The organism is Curtobacterium sp. ER1/6 (genome assembly GCF_001742745.1).
Lineage (GTDB): Bacteria > Actinomycetota > Actinomycetes > Actinomycetales > Microbacteriaceae > Curtobacterium > Curtobacterium citri.
Window position 1 is genome coordinate 1 of record NZ_MJAK01000004.1, and the last position, 18,699, is coordinate 18,699.

At 72.8% G+C, this 18,699-nt stretch carries 20 protein-coding genes; 12 read left to right on the top strand and 8 right to left on the bottom strand.

Annotated elements, in window-relative coordinates:
• Positions 1-285: 285 nt before the first annotated feature.
• The 3 genes from Cus16_RS07620 to Cus16_RS07630 all read right to left on the bottom strand — a co-directional run bounded on the left by Cus16_RS07620 (position 286) and on the right by Cus16_RS07630 (position 2,941).
• Entirely contained in the window at positions 286-885 is a 600-nt protein-coding gene (locus Cus16_RS07620) for a methionine ABC transporter permease (protein WP_083263845.1), read from the bottom strand.
• A gap of 65 nt (positions 886-950) precedes the next feature.
• Positions 951-1,991, bottom strand: coding sequence for a methionine ABC transporter ATP-binding protein (locus Cus16_RS07625; protein WP_069712073.1), 1,041 nt, complete (start codon positions 1,989-1,991; stop codon positions 951-953).
• On the bottom strand, positions 1,991-2,941 hold the full coding sequence (locus tag Cus16_RS07630) for a MetQ/NlpA family ABC transporter substrate-binding protein (RefSeq protein ID WP_069712074.1): 951 nt from the start codon (positions 2,939-2,941) through the stop codon (positions 1,991-1,993). Before Cus16_RS07630 ends, Cus16_RS07625 begins: the two co-directional genes overlap by 1 nt.
• A gap of 174 nt (positions 2,942-3,115) precedes the next feature.
• On the opposite strand from Cus16_RS07630, the gene Cus16_RS07635 reads away from it, so the two are divergent.
• The gene (locus tag Cus16_RS07635) at positions 3,116-3,607 is read left to right on the top strand and encodes a 2'-5' RNA ligase family protein (RefSeq protein WP_069712075.1); all 492 of its coding nucleotides are present in this window, start codon (positions 3,116-3,118) and stop codon (positions 3,605-3,607) included.
• A 24-nt stretch (positions 3,608-3,631) separates the two neighbouring features.
• Here the strand turns inward: Cus16_RS07635 and Cus16_RS07640 are convergent, their stop codons facing one another.
• The 3 genes from Cus16_RS07640 to Cus16_RS07650 form a co-directional block, all read right to left on the bottom strand.
• Complete coding sequence (locus Cus16_RS07640) at positions 3,632-4,879, bottom strand: D-arabinono-1,4-lactone oxidase (RefSeq protein ID WP_069712076.1); 1,248 nt, start codon at positions 4,877-4,879, stop codon at positions 3,632-3,634.
• An 87-nt stretch (positions 4,880-4,966) separates the two neighbouring features.
• Positions 4,967-6,451, bottom strand: coding sequence for an MDR family MFS transporter (locus tag Cus16_RS07645; protein ID WP_069712077.1), 1,485 nt, complete (start codon positions 6,449-6,451; stop codon positions 4,967-4,969).
• A 117-nt stretch (positions 6,452-6,568) separates the two neighbouring features.
• A complete protein-coding gene (locus Cus16_RS07650) occupies positions 6,569-6,850 on the bottom strand; it encodes an acylphosphatase (RefSeq protein WP_182047772.1) in 282 nt (93 codons plus the stop codon).
• A gap of 130 nt (positions 6,851-6,980) precedes the next feature.
• On the opposite strand from Cus16_RS07650, the gene Cus16_RS07655 reads away from it, so the two are divergent.
• The 6 genes from Cus16_RS07655 to Cus16_RS07680 all read left to right on the top strand — a co-directional run bounded on the left by Cus16_RS07655 (position 6,981) and on the right by Cus16_RS07680 (position 13,127).
• Complete coding sequence (locus Cus16_RS07655; protein WP_069712078.1) at positions 6,981-7,718, top strand: NUDIX hydrolase; 738 nt, start codon at positions 6,981-6,983, stop codon at positions 7,716-7,718.
• 8 nt (positions 7,719-7,726) lie between these two features.
• A complete protein-coding gene (gene nadA / locus Cus16_RS07660; RefSeq protein ID WP_069712079.1) occupies positions 7,727-8,998 on the top strand; it encodes a quinolinate synthase NadA in 1,272 nt (423 codons plus the stop codon).
• A gap of 7 nt (positions 8,999-9,005) precedes the next feature.
• Entirely contained in the window at positions 9,006-10,679 is a 1,674-nt protein-coding gene (locus Cus16_RS07665; protein WP_083263807.1) for an L-aspartate oxidase, read from the top strand.
• A complete protein-coding gene (nadC, locus tag Cus16_RS07670) occupies positions 10,676-11,608 on the top strand; it encodes a carboxylating nicotinate-nucleotide diphosphorylase (RefSeq protein WP_083263808.1) in 933 nt (310 codons plus the stop codon). The genes Cus16_RS07665 and nadC overlap by 4 nt, the downstream gene beginning before the upstream one ends.
• Positions 11,609-11,615: 7 nt before the next feature.
• Entirely contained in the window at positions 11,616-12,785 is a 1,170-nt protein-coding gene (locus Cus16_RS07675; RefSeq protein WP_069712080.1) for a cysteine desulfurase family protein, read from the top strand.
• Positions 12,786-12,854: 69 nt separating this feature from the next.
• Positions 12,855-13,127: a hypothetical protein gene (locus tag Cus16_RS07680; protein ID WP_069712081.1), complete on the top strand. Its 273-nt coding sequence runs from the start codon at positions 12,855-12,857 to the stop codon at positions 13,125-13,127.
• A 204-nt stretch (positions 13,128-13,331) separates the two neighbouring features.
• On the opposite strand, the gene Cus16_RS07685 is transcribed toward Cus16_RS07680, so the two are convergent.
• A complete protein-coding gene (locus Cus16_RS07685; RefSeq protein ID WP_069712082.1) occupies positions 13,332-13,823 on the bottom strand; it encodes an MSMEG_6728 family protein in 492 nt (163 codons plus the stop codon).
• Positions 13,824-13,910: 87 nt separating this feature from the next.
• Between Cus16_RS07685 and Cus16_RS07690 the strand changes: the two genes are divergently transcribed.
• Positions 13,911-14,507 (top strand): NAD(P)H-dependent oxidoreductase, encoded by a 597-nt coding sequence (locus Cus16_RS07690; RefSeq protein WP_069712309.1) that lies wholly within the window; start codon positions 13,911-13,913, stop codon positions 14,505-14,507.
• A 226-nt stretch (positions 14,508-14,733) separates the two neighbouring features.
• Here Cus16_RS07690 and aroQ read toward each other — a convergent pair whose 3' ends face one another.
• A complete protein-coding gene (gene aroQ, locus Cus16_RS07695) occupies positions 14,734-15,219 on the bottom strand; it encodes a type II 3-dehydroquinate dehydratase (RefSeq protein ID WP_069712083.1) in 486 nt (161 codons plus the stop codon).
• A gap of 135 nt (positions 15,220-15,354) precedes the next feature.
• Here aroQ and Cus16_RS07700 point away from each other — a divergent pair, with 135 nt between their 5' ends.
• The 4 genes from Cus16_RS07700 to Cus16_RS07715 all read left to right on the top strand — a co-directional run bounded on the left by Cus16_RS07700 (position 15,355) and on the right by Cus16_RS07715 (position 18,673).
• Positions 15,355-17,025 (top strand): sodium:solute symporter family protein, encoded by a 1,671-nt coding sequence (locus Cus16_RS07700; protein WP_069712084.1) that lies wholly within the window; start codon positions 15,355-15,357, stop codon positions 17,023-17,025.
• Positions 17,026-17,049: 24 nt separating this feature from the next.
• The gene (locus Cus16_RS07705; protein ID WP_069712085.1) at positions 17,050-17,376 is read left to right on the top strand and encodes a hypothetical protein; all 327 of its coding nucleotides are present in this window, start codon (positions 17,050-17,052) and stop codon (positions 17,374-17,376) included.
• A gap of 199 nt (positions 17,377-17,575) precedes the next feature.
• Positions 17,576-18,025 carry a VOC family protein gene (locus tag Cus16_RS07710; RefSeq protein ID WP_223246560.1) on the top strand — a complete coding sequence of 150 codons (450 nt, stop codon included), beginning with the start codon at positions 17,576-17,578 and terminating at the stop codon, positions 18,023-18,025.
• A gap of 33 nt (positions 18,026-18,058) precedes the next feature.
• Positions 18,059-18,673 (top strand): DNA-3-methyladenine glycosylase I, encoded by a 615-nt coding sequence (locus Cus16_RS07715; protein WP_141718875.1) that lies wholly within the window; start codon positions 18,059-18,061, stop codon positions 18,671-18,673.
• The last annotated feature ends 26 nt before the right edge of the window (positions 18,674-18,699 follow it).

Here is an 18,699-nt window from a genome sequence, read left to right on the forward strand (position 1 = left end):
CCGCCGGCGGTGGCGGCGCAGCCGACGGTGGCGGCGCGGCGGGCGGGTCCGGCCGGCCGGCCGGCACCGTTCCGGTCTCGCCGAGCGGGCAGGACACGCCGTCTGCGTTCCGTCCGCTGGGCAGGACATGCCGTGCGGAAGCGTCGAGCGTGCAGCAAGTTGCACGCTCGTCGGCGACGGGCGACGGGCGACGGGCGACCGACGACGGACGGGAGGCGCGGTGCCAGCCGGCACCGCGCCTCCCGTCCGTCGCCCGGTCGCGTCCCGTCGCCCGGTCGCGTCCCGTCAGCGGCGCAGCGTCGCCCGCGCCAGCCGGTTCCCGACGAACTGCCCGAGCTGCACGATCACCACGATCGCCGCCACCGACACGTAGACGATCCACCAGTCGTACCGCTGCGAGCCGTACACGATCGCGTACTCGCCGAGCCCGCCGCCGCCGATGAGCGCCCCCTGCGCGGTCATGTCGACGATGCCCACGAAGATGAACGTGTAGCCGAGGATGAGCGGCCCCACGCCCTCGGGGATGAGCACCGTCAGCAGGATCGACACCGGGTGCGCACCCGATGCCCGCGCGGCCTCGACCACGCCGGGGTCGACCGCGAGCAGGTTCTGCTCGACGATCCGCGACACCGCGAACGATGCCGCGAGCGAGATCGCGAACGTCACCGCGGGCACGCCGATCGTGGTCTGCACGGCGACGCGCGACAGCGGCGCGATCGCGGCCAGGAAGATCACGAACGGGATCGGCCGGACGATGTTCACGAGGACGTTGACGATCGTGTACACCGCGCGGTTGCCGAGCAGGTTGCCCGGACGGGTCGCGTACAGGACGAGCCCGAGGGCGAGCCCGATGACGCCCGCGAACACGAGGGACACCAGCGTCATCACGAGGGTGTCGCGGATCGCGGCGAAGAACACGTCGGACGTGTCGATCACGCTCTGGAAGCCGTTCACGCCGCCACCTCCTCGTCGACGGTGACCCGTCCGTCGCGCAGGGCTCCGATCGCCCGGTCCACCGCCGCCGGGTCGTCGGCGGTCAACTCGTAGGTGAGCGAGCCGATGCGCCGCTCGCGGATCTCGCCGACCCCGCCGAAGACGAGCTCGGCGCTGACGCCGGCCGCGCGGAAGGCGGCGTCGATCCGGTTCTGCAGCCCGACCTCGTCGGTGATCTGCACCGTGACGAGCCGCCCGTGGTGGTGCTCGCGCAGCCGCGCGAGCTGCTCAGCGGAGGGGCGGTCGTGCAGGGCGGTCCGGACGAACCGCTGCGAGGCGCCCGTCCCCGGGTTCGCGAAGACGTCGTAGACGTCACCGACCTCGACGACGCGGCCCTGCTCCATCACGGCGACCCGGTCAGCGATCTGCCGGACCGCGTCCATCTCGTGCGTGATGACGATGATCGTGACGCCGAGCTCCCGGTTGACGCGGCGCAGGAGCGCGAGGACCTCGGACGTGGTGTCCGGGTCGAGGGCGCTCGTCGCCTCGTCGGCGAGCAGCAGCTCGGGGTTCGACGCGAGCGCACGGGCGATGCCGACGCGCTGCTTCTGGCCGCCGGACAGCTGCTCCGGGTAGGCGTAGGCACGGTCGAGCAGCCCGACGAAGTCCAGGAGCTCGGCCACACGACGGTCGCGTTCCTCCTTGCCGACGCCCGCCACCTTGAGCGGGTAGGCGACGTTGCCGGCGATCGTGCGCGACCGGAAGAGGTTGAACTGCTGGAAGATCATGCCGATCTTCCGGCGGGCGAGCCGACGGTCCCGCTCGGGGATCGCGGTGAGCTCCTGGCCGCCGACGGTGACGCTGCCCGAGGTGGGCAGCTCCAGGGCGTTGACGAGCCGGACGAGCGTGGACTTGCCGGCACCGGAGTACCCGATGACGCCGAGGACCTCTCCCTGGTGCACGTCCAGGGAGACGTCCTCCACGGCCACCACGGTCTCGCCGGTGTCGGCGCGGCGGTAGTGCTTCGAGACGCCGCGGAGTTCGACGAGGACCGGCACTACTGCTTGGCCGCCTTCGCGTCCTGCTCGACCTTCGCGAGCTCGTCCTGCAGGGTCTTGGCGCTCTCGTCGCGGCTCACGGCCTCGGGCAGGTCCTTCTGGAACGCCTTCTGCACGGCGCTGTCCTGGAACAGCTCGGCGAGCTTCAGGTAGGTCTCGTTGTCCTCGTCGGCCTTCCGCACGGCGAAGACGTTCACGTAGGGGGCCGCGCTCGCGCTGGCCGGGTCGTCCTGGTAGATGATGTCGCTCGTCGGGAGCTTCGCGGCGGTGGCGAAGTTGTTGTTCACCACGGCGGCGGCGACGGAGCCCTGCTGCAGGGCGTTCGCGGTCTGCGACGCGTCCAGCGGCTGCACGTCGACCTTCGACGACTCGACGTCGGTCGTGGTCGAGAAGGCGTTGCCACCGTCCTTGAGCTCGAGCAGTCCCGCGGCCTGCAGGATGAGCAGCGCGCGGGCCTGGTTGATCGAGTCGTTCGGGATCGCGACCTTCGCGTTCGCCGGCAGCTCGCTCGTCTTCTCGTACTTCGTCGCGTAGAGGGGCAGCGGGTAGACGGCCGTCGAGCCGATCGGCTGCAGGTCGTCGTCCGAGGTGACGTTGTAGTCCGCCAGGTACTGGATGTGCTGGAACTGGTTGATGTCCAGCTGGCCGTCCTTGAGCGCCGGGTTCGGCAGCGAGTAGTCGGAGAAGTTCGTGAGCTTCACCGTGACGCCGAGCTCGTCCTTCGCCAGCTTCGTGTACGTGCTCCAGTAGCCGAGCGACTTGTCGGCGACCCCGATCGTCACGGTCTCCTGCGTGCCACTGCCGGCGGCGCTCCCACCGGACCCGCCCGAGCGGACGGCGGCCACGACGACGGCGACGACGATCGCCACGACGACCACCGCCGCGGCGATGATCCAGCCGACGGGGCGCTTGCCCTTCGGCTTCTGGGGCAGGACGGGTGCTGCGGACATGGGTGCTCCTCGTGGGCCGTGCTGTGGGGTCGCGGTGGTCCGCGGCCTGTCATCGAGTGTGTCGGGCGTCGGCCCCGGGCGACGAGTCCGTTCCGCCGTGTTACATCGCGGCGGGTTCTCCACAGCCGCTGACGGGGAAGGTCCGGACGCAGCACGGCTTGGTTGACTCGGACCGTGCGCAGCATCGAACTCGTCCTCGACTCCGACTCCGACGACGCTGTGCGCGCCGCGTGGCAGGCCCTCACCGCAGCGGACCTGCCGAGCCTCGGGCGTTCCGGGACGAACAGTCCGCACGTGACCCTCGCGGCCGGGGACGACCTGCCCGTGCCCGAGGGGTTCGACGTGCCGGTCCCGACGACCCTGCGGCTGAGCGGCGTGCTGCTGTTCCCCGCCGGTCCGGACCGGTCGGTGCTCGTGCGCGCGGTGGTCGTCGACGCGGCGCTCGCCGCGTTCCACGCCACGGTGCACCGCGGTGCACCGGGCGCGGTGGAGACGTCCCTGCCCGGCGCGTGGTCGCCGCACATCACGTTCGCGCGGCGGGTGCGCGACGTCGACCTGCCCGCGGCGGTCGCCGCGCTCCGGTCCGCACCGCTGCCGGAGACCCTGGCGGTCGGCGGGGTGCGGCACTGGGACGGGGAGACGAAGACCGTCACGCCCGTCGCGTGAGCGGCGTCGGCCGGGAGGCCCGGCTCAGGTCCGCAGGACCCGCTCGCCGAACGCGGACGCGAACGTCCGGTCCGGGTCGGCCGCCGCGACGAGCCGGCGGAAGTCCGGCAGCCGCGGCCAGAGCGCCTCGACCGCGTCGGCGTCGAGCGAGCTCATCTTGCCCCAGTGCGGGCGCCCGCCGAACGGGGCGAGCCGTGCCTCCAGGTCGGGCAGCAGCGCCGCGACCGCTTCCGGGTGCTTCTGCCACGTGAACGCGATGCACAGCACGTCCTCGCCCTGGGTCGGGCTGAGCCACGCCGGGTCCGCCGCCATCGTCCGGAGCTCCGAGACGTGCAGGTGCGGCTGGATGCGGTCGGCGAGCCCGCGGACGGCCTCGAGCGCCGCGGCCGCGTGCCGCAGGGGGACGAAGTGCTCGCTCTGCACCTCGGACCCGACGCTCGGCACCGAGTCGATGGGGAAGTGCGGCAGCCGGTCCCACCAGGGGCCCACCGAGCCGTCCCGCGCGGTGTGGTGGCCGTCCGCGGGGCGTCCGGGCAACCGGGGTGCACCGAGCAGGGCGTCGGGGACGGCGACGTCCTCGGCGCCGTCGGGGACGCGGGACTTCAGCAGGACCTCGCTGACCTCGTCCCCGAAGACGGTGTACGAGCAGACCGAGTAGGCGGCGGCGTGCACGTCGGCGACGTTCGCGACGAACCGGTCCCAGGGGATCGGGCCGTAGGTGTCCTGGCGCATCCGGTAGGCGGGTTCGACGTCCACCTCGACGCGGGTGACGATGCCGAGCAGCCCGAGGTGCAGGACGGCACCGTCGAAGCCCTCGTCGCCGCGCGCGACGGTGCGTCGCTCGCCGTCGCCACCGAGCACTTCGAAGGACCGCACCGCCGTGCTGAGCGAGCCGAGCCGGGTTCCGGAGCCGTGCGTCCCGGTGGCGATCGCGCCGCCGAGCGAGATGTGCGGGAGCGAACCCGTGTTGTGCAGGGCGACCCCGGCGGCGTCCAGGTCGGGCGCGACGACGCCGTACCGGGTGCCGGCGCCCATCGTCGCGGTGCCGGCGGCGGTGTCGACCACGAGGTCGGTGGGGATGCCGGTCAGGTCGAGCAGCAGCCCGGTGGTGTCGGCGACGTCGTTGAACGAGTGCCGGGTGCCGAGGCCGTGCACCCTGCGGGACCGGGCGACGAGCTCCGCGGCCTCGTCGACGGTGCGCGGTCGTGCGACCCGTTCCGCCGAGTAGGTGACCGTACCGGACCAGTTCAGCTCAGGCGTCGTCGACCGCATGCGGCCCACGATGCCACGTCGTCGCCGACGGGGCACCGCGGGCAGTGCGTGGTCGGGCGGCTCCGGCGCGGAGCCGTGCCCGCGGACTCAGTGCATCGCGGGAGCGCCGGCGGGCGCGCCCTCGGGCGTCTCCGGGCGGCGCACCAGCGACGAGGTCAGGATGCCGAACAGCGAGATGACGGCGCCCACCAGGAACGCGGTCTGCACGCCGGAGGCCGTCGCCGCCGTCACCCCGGCCGCGTCGGCGTCCGCACCGGCCGTCGCCGCACCGACGGTGAGGAGCGTGACGAACAGCGCGGTCCCGGCCGCGCCGGCGAGCTGCTGGGTGGTGCCGAGCACCGCGCTGCCGTGCGAGTACAGCCGCGGCGGCAGGCCGCCGAGCGCGGCGGTGAACAGCGGCGTGAAGGTCAGTGCGAGGCCGATGCTCAGCACGACGTGGGCACCGAGGACGAACCACACGCTCGTGTCCACCCCGACGGTGGACAGTGCCCAGAGCACCGCGCTGATGATGATCGAGCCCGGGACGAGCAGGACCCGCGGGCCGCGGCGGTCGTAGATCCGGCCGACGACGGGGGAGAGCAGCCCCATGATCAGACCGCCCGGCAGCAGCAGGAGCCCGACCTGCAGGACCTCGAGCCCGAGCACGCGCTCGAGGTAGATCGGCAGCAGGATGAGCGTGCCGAACATCGCCATGAAGCTCAGGCCCATCGCCACGATCGGCACCGTGAACCCCTTGGTGCGGAAGGTGCGGAGGTCGAGCAGGGCGCTGTCGGTGCGCTGCAGGCGCGTCTGGCGCAGGACGAAGACCGCCAGCGCGGCGAAGCCGACGACCAGCGCCAGGACCGGCACGAGCGGCCCGGTCGACCCGGCCTCGCCGAAGCTGGACAGGCCGAACACGATCCCGCCGAACGCGACGGCGGACAGCACGACGGACAGGACGTCGATCGGAGCGCGCCGCGGCGTCGTGACGTTGCGGACCTTCAGGGCACCGAGCAGCAGCGCCGCGACGGCGATCGGCAGGACGAAGCCGAACAGCCACCGCCACGAGAACGCGTTGAGGATCAGGCCGGAGATCGTCGGACCGATGGCCGGCGCCACCGAGATGACGATCGAGATGTTGCCCATGATGCGGCCGCGGTGGGCGGGCTCGACGAGGTTGAGCACGGTCGTCATGAGGAGCGGCATCATGATCGCGGTGCCGCTGGCCTGCACGATCCGGCCGACCAGGAGCATGCCGAACCCGGGGGCCAGGAGCGCGACGAGCGTGCCGGCCGAGAAGAGGGCCATGGCCGCGATGAAGACCTGCCGCGTGCTGAAGCGCTGCAGCAGGAAGCCGGTCACGGGGATGACGACCGCCATCGTCAGCAGGAAGCCCGTCGTGAGCCACTGGCCGGTCGCGGCCGAGATGCCGAGGTCCTCCATCAGGCGCGGCAGGGCCACACCCATGATCGTCTCGTTGAGGATGACGACGAACGCCGAGACGAGCAGCAGCCCGATCACGAGTCGGGTCTCGCCGGCGGAGGGCTGCGAGACGCTCCCCGTGCGGGGTGCGGAATCGACGGCCTGGGTCATGCGGGGCTCCTGGTGGATCGGGGTGCAGCTGACGAGGGGCGCGCGTGGCGCAGACAGGGCAACCACCTGAACGGATGCGAGTATTCCGCTTCCGGGTGTCGGGTTCGTGGACGCCCGTCAGCGCAGGATCGCGAACCCGTCGCCGTCGCCGTGCGGAACGACGCTCCGCAGGGCGACGTCGGTGACCTCGGCGGACGGCGGCCCGGTGCGGAGGAACGCCATGAGGGCGTCGACCGCCTCGGACGGGCCTTCTGCCTCGACCTCGACCGTCCCGTCGAACAGGTTCCTCGCGTAGCCGACGAGCTCGAGCCCGTCCGCCTTCCGGGCCGTCCAGTACCGGAACCCGACCCCCTGGACCGATCCCGACACCACGGCGTGCACCCTCGTCACCGTCGTCATGTCGCCGATGCTAGGCGCGCTGCTGTCCCCGGAGTTTGCCGTCCTGTTTCGTCCTCGTGAAACCGGTGATAGTGTCGCAGGAACCCGAACACTTCGGGTTAGCATGACCTGAACACGGGACGAGCACCGCATGACGACCACCGCCGACGCGCACGCCGACGACGGCGCCACCGCCGGGCTCCGCGTCGCGGTGTCCACCGTGATCGTCGCCCTCCGCCCGCACCCCGACACCGGCGAGCCTGCGCTCTGGATGCCGCTCGTGCGCCGTGTCGCGGAGCCGTTCGACGGGTCGTGGGCGCTCCCGGGCGGCTGGGTGCGACCGGACGAGGGCCTCGAGGACAGCGCGGCGGCACGCCTCCGGGAGACCACGAACGTCCAGCCGCGCTACCTCGAGCAGCTCTACGCCTTCGGCGACGTCGACCGGTCGCCGTCGCGCGTCGTGTCCGTCGTGTACTGGGCCCTCGTGCACCCGGACGAGGCCGACTCCGTGCCCGACGACTGGAACGTCCGCTGGTTCCTCGCAGACGAGCACCCGCCCCTCGCCTTCGACCACGACCGCATCGTCGCGTACGCCCTCTGGCGCCTGCGCAACAAGGTGTCGTACTCGCGGATCGCCCAGGCGTTCCTCGGCGACCGCTTCACCCTGGCCGAGCTCCGCGGCGTGTACGAGGCGGTGCTCGGGCGCACGCTCGACCCGGCGAACTTCCGGCGGCAGGTCGCACAGGGCGACGCCGTGCTGCCCACCGACGAGACGACGAGCGGCGGTCGGCACCGACCCGCACGGCTCTACCGCTCGAACCCCGACCTGGCGTACGCCGACAACGGTCCGCTGACGACCCCGCTCCCCGCGGGTTCCCCGACCCGATAGGAACCACCGTGTCCATCGCGACCACCATCGACCGCATCTCGAACGGCCGGGCCGCCGGCAGCACCTGCACGCCCGACCTCGCGATGCCGACCTGGGACGTCGACGCCCGGCCCGGCTACGGCCCGGGCTCGTCGATGTCCGACGTCATCCCGACCACCGCGCCGCGCCAGGGTGTCATCCCCGACGAGTACCGCCGGGCGAGCGACGAGGAGCTGCACGAGCGGATCGAGCGGGCGAAGGCGACGCTCGGCGACCGGGTCGTCGTGCTCGGGCACTTCTACCAGCGCGACGAGGTGGTGCGGCACGCCGACTTCCTCGGCGACTCCTTCCAGCTCGCGAACGCGGCCCTGACGAAGCCCGACGCCGAGGCCATCGTGTTCTGCGGCGTCCACTTCATGGCGGAGACGGCCGACATCCTCGCCCGCGACGACCAGCGGGTCGTGCTGCCGAACCTCGCCGCGGGCTGCTCGATGGCCGACATGGCCGACATCGACAGCGTCGAGGCCGCGTGGGCCGAGCTCGCCGCGCTCTACGGCACGGAACCCGACGCCGACGGTCGCGTCCCCGTGGTCCCCGTCACGTACATGAACTCCGCCGCCGACCTCAAGGCGTTCTGCGGGCGCAACGGCGGCATCGTGTGCACGTCGTCGAACGCGGCCACCGTGCTCGAGTGGGCGTTCGAGCGGGGCCAGCGGGTCCTCTTCTTCCCCGACCAGCACCTCGGCCGGAACACCGCCAAGGCCATGGGGATCAGCACCGACCGGATGCCGATGTGGAACCCGCGCCTGCCCGGGGGTGGCAACGAGGCCGCCGAGCTGCTCGACGCGCAGGTGATCCTCTGGCACGGCTTCTGCTCGGTGCACCGGCGCTTCACCGTCGACCAGGTCGAGCAGGCACGGCGCGAGCACCCGGGCGTCCGGGTCGTCGTGCACCCGGAGTGCCCGATGGCCGTCGTCGACGCGGCGGACGTCGCCGGCAGCACCGACCTGATCCGGAAGACCGTCGCCGCGGCCACCGAGCCGACGACCTTCGCGATCGGCACCGAGGTCAACATGGTGAACCGGCTCGCGGCCGAGTTCCCGCAGCACACGATCTTCTGCCTCGACCCCGTCGTGTGCCCGTGCTCGACGATGTACCGCATCCACCCGGGCTACCTCGCCTGGGTGCTCGAGGGGCTCGTGCGGGGCGAGGTCCTCAACGAGATCGTCGTGCCGGCCGACGTGCAGGCGGACGCCCGGGTGGCGCTCGAACGCATGCTCGCCGCGAAGCCGCGCGGCTAGGGCCACCGTGCACGTCGTCATCGTCGGGTCCGGCATCGCCGGGCTCACCGCCGCGATCCGCGCGAGCGTCCGCCACGACGTCACCGTGGTGACGAAGGGCCTGCTCGCGGACGGCGCGACCCGGTACGCGCAGGGCGGGGTCGCCGTGGCCCTCGGGGCCGACGACTCGGTCGCGCTGCACGCCGCGGACACGCACGTCGCGGCCGCCGCCTCGGCGGACCGGCGCGCCGTCGACGTCCTGTGCGCCGACGGTCCGGCGCGGGTCCGCGACCTGCTGTCCCTCGGCGTGCCGTTCGACCGCACGGACGACCCCGCGAGCCTGGACCGCCACGGCGACGACCTGGCCCGCGGACGCGAGGCGGCGCACGGGCGCTGGCGCGTCGTGCACGCCGACGGCGACGCCACCGGGGCAGCGATCGAACGGACGCTCGTCGCCGCGCTCCACCGGCAGCACGTCACCGTCCTCGAGCGCACGTGCCTGACCGACCTGGTCGTCCGCGACGGAGCGGTCGTCGGGGTCGACGTCCTCGACCTGTTCGGCGAACCGCAGCGCATCGCCGCCGAGGCCGTCGTGGTGGCGTCCGGGGGAGCGGGGCACCTGTACCGCGAGACGACCAACCCGCTCGTCGCGACCGGGGACGGAACGGCCGCGGCCTGGCGTGCCGGTGCGCTCGTCGCGGACCTCGAGTTCGTGCAGTTCCACCCGACGCGCCTCGCGGTGCCGGGCGGTGGGCTCGTGTCCGAGGCGGTCCGCGGCGAGGGTGCCGTGCTCCGCGACGCGAGCGGCCGACGGTTCATGACCGCGGTGCACCCCGACGCCGAACTCGCCCCGCGGGACGTCGTCGCCCGCGGGATCGCGGCCGCCGTGCGCGACCAGGGCGGCGTGCCCGTGTTCCTCGACGCCACCGGGATCGACGCCGACCACCTGGTCGCGCGCTTCCCGGGCCTCACACGCGCCGTCCGGGAAGCGGGCTGGGACTGGACGCGGGAGGGCGTCCCGGTCGCACCGGCCGCGCACTACGCCATGGGCGGGATCGTGACCGACGCCGAGGGGCGGACGAGCCTGCCCGGGCTCCTCGCCGTCGGGGAGGCCGCGTGCACCGGCGTCCACGGCGCCAACCGGCTCGCGTCGAACTCCCTGCTCGAGGGACTGGTCTTCGGCGTCCGAGCGGCGGACGCGCTCGGCGCACCGCGTCCGGCCCGCCTGCGCCTGCGCGGTGACGCGGCGCTGCCCGTGCAGCGGGTGCAGGTCGACGCGACGGACGGGGCGGGCGTGCCCCGTGCCTCCCGTCCGGCACACCGTCTGCCGGGAGGCGCGGCGCACGGGACCGACGACACCGACGTCCGCCGGATGGTCCAGACCGAGATGACGGAGCGGGTCGGCCTGCTCCGTGACGCCGCGGGACTGGCGACCGCGCGACGCGCGCTCGAGGCGCTCGTCGCGCCCGCTCCGCGCACCGTCCGTGACCACGAGGACCGGGCGCTGCTCGACCTGGCGCGGCTCACGGCCCTGGCGGCCGAGGCACGGGCCGAGTCGCGCGGGGCGCACGCCCGCACCGACCACCCCGACACCGACCCGTCGTCGCCGGTCAGCACCGCCTGGGTCCGGGAGCACCGCCCGGGCGGGCGGGCGCGACGGGCCGCCACCACCACGACCACCCTGCAGGGAGTCCCCGCATGACCAGCACCGCACCCGACACCGTCTCGGCGACCGTCACCACCACCGACCCCGGGACCGTCCCGCCGCATGCGCTCCGGAGGGTCATCGAGACGGCGCTCGAGGAGGACGCGCCCTGGGGCGACGTCACCAGCGAGACGCTGATCCCGGCAGACGCCACCGCGACCGCGGTGCTCGCGGCACGGGAGCCCGGCGTGCTGTCCGGCGGCGGGGTGTTCGCGGCGGTCGTCCAGGCCGTCGACCCGACGGTCCGGACGGAGCTGCACGTCACCGACGGCACGGCGTTCGCCGCGGGTCAGGTCCTGGCGACGGTGCACGGCTCGGCGCGCTCCGTGCTCCGCGCGGAACGGGTGGCGCTCAACCTCGTCCAGCGACTGTCCGGGATCGCGACCGTGACCGCGCGCCACGTCGAGGCCGTGGCCGGCACGGGTGCGCGCATCGCCGACACCCGGAAGACCACGCCGGGGCTCCGCGCCCTGGAGCGCTACGCGGTGCGCTGCGGCGGCGGGCACAACCACCGGAACTCGCTGTCCGACGCCGTGCTCGCCAAGGACAACCACCTGGCGGTCCTGCTCGCGGGCGGGACGGCGATCGGCGACGCGATCACCGAGGCACGACGTCGACTCGGGCACACGGTGCACCTCGAGGTCGAGGTCGACCGGCTCGACCAGGTCGAGGCCGTGGTCGCCGCCGGCGTCGACACGATCATGCTCGACAACTTCACGCCCGAGCAGCTCGTCGAGGGCGTGCGGCTCGTGGCCGGGCGGGCGCTCGTCGAGGCCTCGGGCGGGGTGTCGCTCGAGACCGTGGGGCGCATCGCCCGGACCGGCGTCGACGTCGTCTCCGTCGGGGCGCTGACGCACTCGGCACGGGCGCTCGACCTCGGGCTCGACGTCCGGGTCGACGCCGCAGCTCCCGTCGACCCCGCCTGACCCGCGCGTGTTCTACCTGGACCGTGCCGCGACCACGCCGGTGCGCCGCGAGGTGCTCGAGGCGGCGTGGCCGTACCTGACCGGGGTGTTCGGCAACCCGTCGTCGACCCACGGCGTGGGCGACGCCGCGGCACGCGGGCTCGCCGACGCCCGGGCCGCCGTCGCGGCGTTCCTCGGCTGCCGTCCCGGCGAGGTCGTCTTCACCACCGGCGGCACCGAGGGCGCGAACACCGCCGTGAAGGGCATCGCCCTCGCCGCACCCCGTGGCCGACACGTCGTCACGAGCGCGATCGAGCACGAGGCGGTGCTCGAGAGCTGCCGGTACCTCGAGCGGTACCACGGCTTCAGCGTCACGGTCCTGCCGGTCGACCGCGACGGACTCGTCGCACCGGCGGTGCTGGCGGCCACCCTCCGACCCGACACCACCCTCGTGTCGATCGCGCACGCCGACAACGAGATCGGGACCGTGCAGGACCTCCCCGCGCTCGCCGCCGTGGCGCACGAAGTCGGCGCCCGCTTCCACACCGACGCCGTGCAGAGCGCACCGTGGCTGCCGATCGGGCTCGACCGGCTCGGCGTCGACGCGCTCTCGTTCTCGGGACACAAGCTCGGGGCCCCGAAGGGCACGGGCGTGCTCGCGCTGCGCGGCGGGGTCTCGCTCGAACCGCTGCTGCACGGCGGCGGACAGGAACGGGGGAGGCGGTCCGGCACCGAGGACGTCGCGGGTGCCGTCGCCGTCGCGACCGCGGTGACGCTCGCGGCGGCCGAGCGCGACACGGCGTCCGCGCACGCGACGGCCACCCGGGACGCGATCGTCGCCGGGGTCACCGGGACGGTCCCGGGCGCGGTGCTCACCGGATCGCCCGTGCGGCGGCTACCCGGACACGCGTCGTTCTGCTTCCCGGGGGTGCCCGGGGGACCGGCGGCGGTGAACGGCGAGACCGTGCTGCTCGAACTCGAACAGCGCGACGTCGTGTCCTCGTCGGGGAGCGCGTGTGCCGCCGGCAGCGCGGAGGCGTCCCACGTCCTCACGGCGATCGGCCTCGACGACGAGACCGCGCGCACCGCGCTCCGGCTCACCTTCGACGCGGAACTCACGGACGACGACGTCCCGGTCGTCGTCGCCGCGGTCGCGGACGCGGTCCACGCCGTCCGAGCGCTCGGCGGGGCGTACTAGACGTTCTACTCCACAGTTGGGGGCGTGTCCCCCCTTCTGCCGACAAGTCGTGTCCGCAATGATGGGGACATGGCAGACGTGATCGTGACCCGGACCGGGCAGGAGGACCACTTCCGAGTGGTCCAGCTCCTGCCGGCACCCGCGACCATCGTCGCGCTGGCCCTCGCTGCGCAGCACGACCTCGGCGCCGCTCCGCTGGGGGTCGTCGCGGCCGTCGGTGCGCTCGCGACCGTCGCCAGCGCACTGCTCCCGATGCTCCGACCGACGGCGCCCCGACGGCCGATGGCCGCGCCGATCGAGTCGGACCGCTACCGAGGGGACACCGGACACCCCCGAGGGTAGGACACCCCTGAAGGTAGGACACCTGAGACCAGCACCGGACGGCCCCCACCCCCCGAGGGGCCCACGGTGCTGCTGACCGGACGCGGTTCCCCTGACCGCGTCCGGCGCGCGGGGCGCGACGTTCCCCTGTCGTCGCGCCCCGTCGCGGACGCCGCGCCCGTCGTGGACGCTGCGCCGGACCCTGACCGGCGCCGCACCCCCCTGTCAGTCCACGACGGGCCGCGGTGCCGCGGACGCACCCGACGGGGGCACGGGCGTCCCCGGCCAGAGGTAGTCGAGGTCGTCGGGCACGTCCGGGAAGAGCGGCCGGTAGTGCTCCGGCGCCTTCTGCACGAGCTTCGACCGGTGCGACCGGTGCACGGCCGGGTCGGCGTTCCACGGCGGCACGGCGTAGTCGCCCCGTTCGTACGCCGCCAGGTCCTCCGGGACGCGCCCGAGGTCGAGCAGCGTCTTCTCCAGACAGGTGTCGACGTGGCCGCGCTCGAGCCAGACCCGGCAGGTCGCGTCCTGGTACGCCATGAGCGCCGGCCGGTAGCCGCGCCACATCGCGGTGACGGGGTGGTGCTGCCACCCGTAGCCCGGCAGGGTCAGGGCGCGCATCACCTGCAGCGTCTCGACGCGTTGCTTCCCCAACCGCTTGTCGTCGAGCACCTCGGCGGAGGCACGGAAGTCGGCGTACGGCAGGAAGGTCTGCATCTCCCGGACGCTACCCGCGACCGCTGGCACGCGACACAAGTCGTCACACCCGGGCACGCTCCCGACCACCGTGTGAGCATCGGACGCATGATCGGAGCACGCGTCGTCGGAGTCAGCGGCAGCCCCTCGGACCCCTCGCGGACGTCGACCCTCGTGGCGGCGACCGTGGCGCGGCTGGCGGAGGACCTGCCGGACGCCCGTACCGAGACCGTCGAGATCGGCCCGCTGCTCGCCGACCTCGGTGCCGCCTGGTCGCGCGAGGCAATGTCCGAGCGCACCCGTCGCGCGCTCGAGGCGGTCGAGGCGGCGGACGTCCTGGTCGTCGGCAGCCCCGCGTTCCGCGCCGCGTACTCCGGTGCGTTCAAGCTCTTCTTCGACTGGGTGGGGCAGTACGACCTCGTCGACACCCCGGTGCTCCTGACCGCGACGGGCGGCAGCGACCGGCACGCGCTGCTCGTCGAGCACCAGATGCGTCCCCTGTTCGGCTTCTTCCAGTCGACGACGCTGCCGCTCGGCGTGTTCGGCAACGAGCGGGACTTCACGAAGCACGAGGGCGGCTACGACATCACGAGCGTCGACCTCGAGCTGCGGATCGACCAGGCCGTGCGTCGCGCGCTGCCGATCGTGCGCGGGGGCTTCGCGGCGATCGGCGCGGACGACGTGCGCCGCCCCGCCGAGTTCTAGCCGCCGACCGCTCGCCGCCGACCTCGCGCCAGCGGCCGTTCGCCACCGGCCCGCCTGCGCGAGCGGGCAGGACACGCCGCCGGTCGGTCGCGGTGCGGTCGGTCCCCGTCGCCGACGGGCGTCGATCGTGACGGATCGTGCCCGCTCGCGGCACGGGGGCGGGCCGGCGCGGCGCCGGACGGGAGGCGCGTGGCGGGGCCGCCACGCGCCTCCCGTCCGGCGCGGCTCACTCCGGCTGCGCGTCCGTGCTGACGAGCGACGCCACGTGCGCGACCGCCAGGCGGTAGCCGTCGGCGCCCGCGCCGACGATCACGGCCGTCGCGGCCGTCGCCACGTGGTCGACGTGCCGGAACGGCTCGCGCTTCCACGTGTTCGACAGGTGCACCTCGACGACGGGGACGTCGAGGGCCTCGACCGCGTCGTGCAGCGCCACCGAGGTGTGTGCGTACGCCGCCGGGTTGATCACGACGCCGGCGAAGTGGTCGAGCGCCTCGTGCAGCCACTCGACGAGCTCGCCCTCGCGGTTGGTCTGGCGGAAGTCGGCCTCGAGCTCGTGCACCGCCGCCTCGGTGTGCACGATCGCCTCGAGCTCGGCGAGCGTCACGGTGCCGTACTGCGCCGGGTCGCGGCGCCCGAGGACGTCGAGGTTCGGCCCGTTCAGGACGAGGATCCGCCGCGGGCGTGTCGTGGTGTCGGTGGCCGGCTCGCTCATGGGGGAGAGCCTACCGAGCGCGCCGGACGCGGGACGGCGGACGACGGCCGAGGTGTGTGAACGGTCACATCGCGTGTAACGTCTCCGTCCGGGTCGGCGCAGTTGCCGACTGCAACACACTGATGTGGAGATCGCATGGTTCTCGCTGCGGCGACCAACGGGATCCGGCTCGAACTGGGCTGGGTCGACTACCTGATGATCATCGTGTACTTCGCGGTGGTCATCGGCATCGGGTTCACGGCCAGGCGCCAGGTGCGCACGAGCATGGACTTCTTCCTGTCCGGCAGGTCGATGCCCGCGTGGATCACGGGCCTGGCGTTCGTGTCCGCGAACCTCGGCGCGACCGAGATCCTGGGCATGGCCGCCAACGGCGCGCAGATCGGCATGGCGACGCTGCACTACTACCTCATCGGTGCCGTGCCGGCGATGGTGTTCCTCGGCCTCGTGATGATGCCGTTCTACTACGGGTCGAAGGTGCGCTCGGTGCCGGAGTTCATGCTCCGCCGCTTCGGCAAGGCGCCGCACCTGGTGAACGCGATCGCGTTCGCGGTGTCGAACGTCCTCATCGCGGGCATCAACCTCTACGCCATGGCCATCGTCATCGAGGCGATGCTCGGCTGGCCGGAGTGGCTCGCCATCCTCGTGTCGGCGGCCTTCGTGCTCGCCTACATCACCCTCGGCGGGCTCTCGAGCGCGATCTACAACGAGGTCATGCAGTTCTTCGTGATCATCGCGGGCCTCGTGCCGCTGACGATCGTCGGCCTGCACCGCGTCGGCGGCTGGGGCGGCCTCACCGAGGCGATCAAGCAGACCCAGGGCGTGCAGCACCTGCAGACCTGGGCCGGCACCGGCATCGGCGACGTCACGAACCCGATCGGCGCGAACTGGCTCGCCATCGTGCTCGGCCTCGGGTTCGTGCTGTCCTTCGGCTACTGGACGACGAACTTCACCGAGGTGCAGCGGGCGTTCTCGGCGAAGAACATGTCCGCCGCCCGTCGGACGCCGCTCATCGCCGCGATCCCGAAGCTGTTCATCCCGTTCATCGTCGTCATCCCCGGCCTCATCGCCGCGGCGGTCGTCGGCAACCAGTTCGCCTCGGGGGAGCTGACCTACAACGACGCCATCCCGAAGCTCATCCAGATGTACCTGCCGACCGGTGTGCTCGGCATCGCGGTGACGGGCCTCCTCGCCTCGTTCATGGCGGGCATGGCGGCGAACGTGTCCTCGTTCAACACCGTCTTCACGTACGACATCTGGCAGCGCTACATCAAGCCGAACATGCCCGACGTGCACTACCTGACGACCGGCCGCTGGGTCACCGTCGTCGGCGTGGTGATCGGCATCGGCACGGCGTTCCTCGCCGCACAGGCCGGCAACATCATGACCTACATGCAGACCCTGTTCTCGTTCTTCAACGCACCGCTCTTCGGCGTCTTCATCCTCGGCCTGCTCTGGAAGCGGATGACCACGCAGGGCGCGCTGTGGGGCTACGTGCTCGGCATCGTGACGCCGACCATCACGTGGATCGCGTACCTGGTGAACCCGTCGCTCTTCTCGACGGCGACCGCCGAGACGATGTACGGCGCGATCATCTCGTTCGTCACGGTGCTCGTCGTCGGGGTCCTCGTCTCGCTCGCCACGAAGCCGAAGGACGTGTCGGAGCTCGGCGGCCTGGTCTACGGCGTCGGCAAGATCGACATGACCGCCGGGGCCGTCGCGACCGACACCGCCTGGTACCGCTCGCCCGCCCTGCTCGGCACCGTCGCCCTGGTGCTGTGCGTCGCCCTCTACCTGCCGTTCCTCTAGGCCCGGACCCGAAGGAGAACCACCGTGCGTGAGAACACCACCGCGCTGACCGAGGAGCAGGCAGCCCTCGTCCGCTCCACCCGACGACTCGACCTGCGCCGCATCCTCGGCGGCCTGTTCGTGCTCTACGGCGTCATCACCACCATCGTCGGCATCGTCCACTGGGACACCGACCCGCAGAAGACCGGCGGCATCCACATCAACCTGTGGGTGGGACTGTCGCTGCTCGTCGGCGGCCTGCTGTTCTTCCTCTGGGACCGGCTGAACCCGGTGCCCGCGGAGGACATCATCGGCCAGGCCGAGGCCGAGGCCGACCAGCGCGCCGCCGGCGAGGGGCGCGACCCCGCCTGACCTGGGCGTCACACGCCCGGTGGGAACGGGCGTCCCTCGTCGGAACGGGCGTACCCGGTCGGATCTCCCGACCAGGTACGCCCGTTCCCGCTTCCCACCGCACCTGTCCTGGGAACGAACGGGCATGCCCGGCCGGGAGGCACGGGTCGGTGCCGCCACGGAACGGTTGCACACCGGGCACAGCCGGGCCAGGTTGGTGGTGACGAAGGGAACCACCGTGGACCAGATGGTGTTCATCAACCTGCCCGTTGCCGACCTCGACCGGGCCGTCGCCTTCTACGAGGCGCTCGGCTACGCGACGAACCCCGAGTTCACCGACGAGACCGCCGCGTGCATGATCGTGAGCGACACGGTGTACGTGATGCTCCTCACCCACGCGAAGTTCCAGGAGTTCACCGACAAGGCGATCGCCGACCCGGGCACGATCGAGGTCATCAACTCGCTGAGCGCCGCGTCGAAGGACGAGGTGCACCGCATCGTCGACGCCGCCGTGATGAACGGCGGGGACGAGGACCGGCCGGAGGTCGACCTCGGCGTCATGTACCAGCGCAGCTTCACCGACCCGGACGGCCACCGGTGGGAGTACGTCTGGATGGACCAGCAGGCGATGGGCGGGGCGGCGGGCCAGGGCGGCACGGCGGACGAGTAGCGCCGCGTCGGCGGTCGCCACCAGGATGGAGCGGTGAGCACCGACCCCGCGACCGCCCCGTCCGACCTGGTGACCGGGTCCGACGGACTCGCGCGTCCCGTCTGGGCGGCGGCCGACCCGATGCTCCGCGACTACTACGACACCGAGTGGGGCATGCCCGTCCACGACGAACGGGGCGTGTTCGAACGGCTCTCCCTCGAGGCGTTCCAGTCCGGCCTGTCCTGGCGCACGATCCTCGCGAAGCGCCCGGCCTTCCGCGCGGCGTTCGCCGACTTCGACCCGGACGTCGTGGCGCGGTTCGACGAGCACGACGTCGAGCGCCTGCTGGGCGACGCCGGCATCGTCCGGAACCGGGCGAAGATCCGTGCGACGATCACGAACGCGGCGGCGACGGTGGCGCTCCGCGCGGACGGCGGTCTGGCCGACCTCGTGTGGTCGTTCCGGCCCGATGCCACACCCGCACCCCGCACGGCCGCCGAGGTGCCGACCACGAGCGACGCGTCGACCGCGCTCTCGAAGGCGCTCCGTGCGCGGGGGTTCGCCTTCGTGGGGCCGACGACGATGCACGCGCTCATGGAGGCGCTGGGGATCGTCGACACGCACCTCGTCGGCAGTCACCGGCGGGGCACGTCCGGCGTCTGGCACTGATGCGATCCGGATGCCCGGAGGCGGTC

Bases quoted from the DNA above. Each gene is read 5' to 3' on its own strand.
- Cus16_RS07620 (WP_083263845.1), bottom strand. From the start codon at position 885: ATGACGCTGGTGTCCCTCGTGTTCGCGGGCGTCATCGGGCTCGCCCTC.
- Cus16_RS07630 (WP_069712074.1), bottom strand. From the start codon at position 2,941: ATGTCCGCAGCACCCGTCCTGCCCCAGAAGCCGAAGGGCAAGCGCCCC.
- Cus16_RS07640 (WP_069712076.1), bottom strand. From the start codon at position 4,879: ATGCGGTCGACGACGCCTGAGCTGAACTGGTCCGGTACGGTCACCTAC.
- Cus16_RS07645 (WP_069712077.1), bottom strand. From the start codon at position 6,451: ATGACCCAGGCCGTCGATTCCGCACCCCGCACGGGGAGCGTCTCGCAG.
- Cus16_RS07650 (WP_182047772.1), bottom strand. From the start codon at position 6,850: ATGACGACGGTGACGAGGGTGCACGCCGTGGTGTCGGGATCGGTCCAG.
- Cus16_RS07655 (WP_069712078.1), top strand. From the start codon at position 6,981: ATGACGACCACCGCCGACGCGCACGCCGACGACGGCGCCACCGCCGGG.
- nadC (WP_083263808.1), top strand. From the start codon at position 10,676: ATGACCAGCACCGCACCCGACACCGTCTCGGCGACCGTCACCACCACC.
- Cus16_RS07680 (WP_069712081.1), top strand. From the start codon at position 12,855: ATGGCAGACGTGATCGTGACCCGGACCGGGCAGGAGGACCACTTCCGA.
- Cus16_RS07685 (WP_069712082.1), bottom strand. From the start codon at position 13,823: ATGCAGACCTTCCTGCCGTACGCCGACTTCCGTGCCTCCGCCGAGGTG.
- Cus16_RS07690 (WP_069712309.1), top strand. From the start codon at position 13,911: ATGATCGGAGCACGCGTCGTCGGAGTCAGCGGCAGCCCCTCGGACCCC.
- aroQ (WP_069712083.1), bottom strand. From the start codon at position 15,219: ATGAGCGAGCCGGCCACCGACACCACGACACGCCCGCGGCGGATCCTC.
- Cus16_RS07700 (WP_069712084.1), top strand. From the start codon at position 15,355: ATGGTTCTCGCTGCGGCGACCAACGGGATCCGGCTCGAACTGGGCTGG.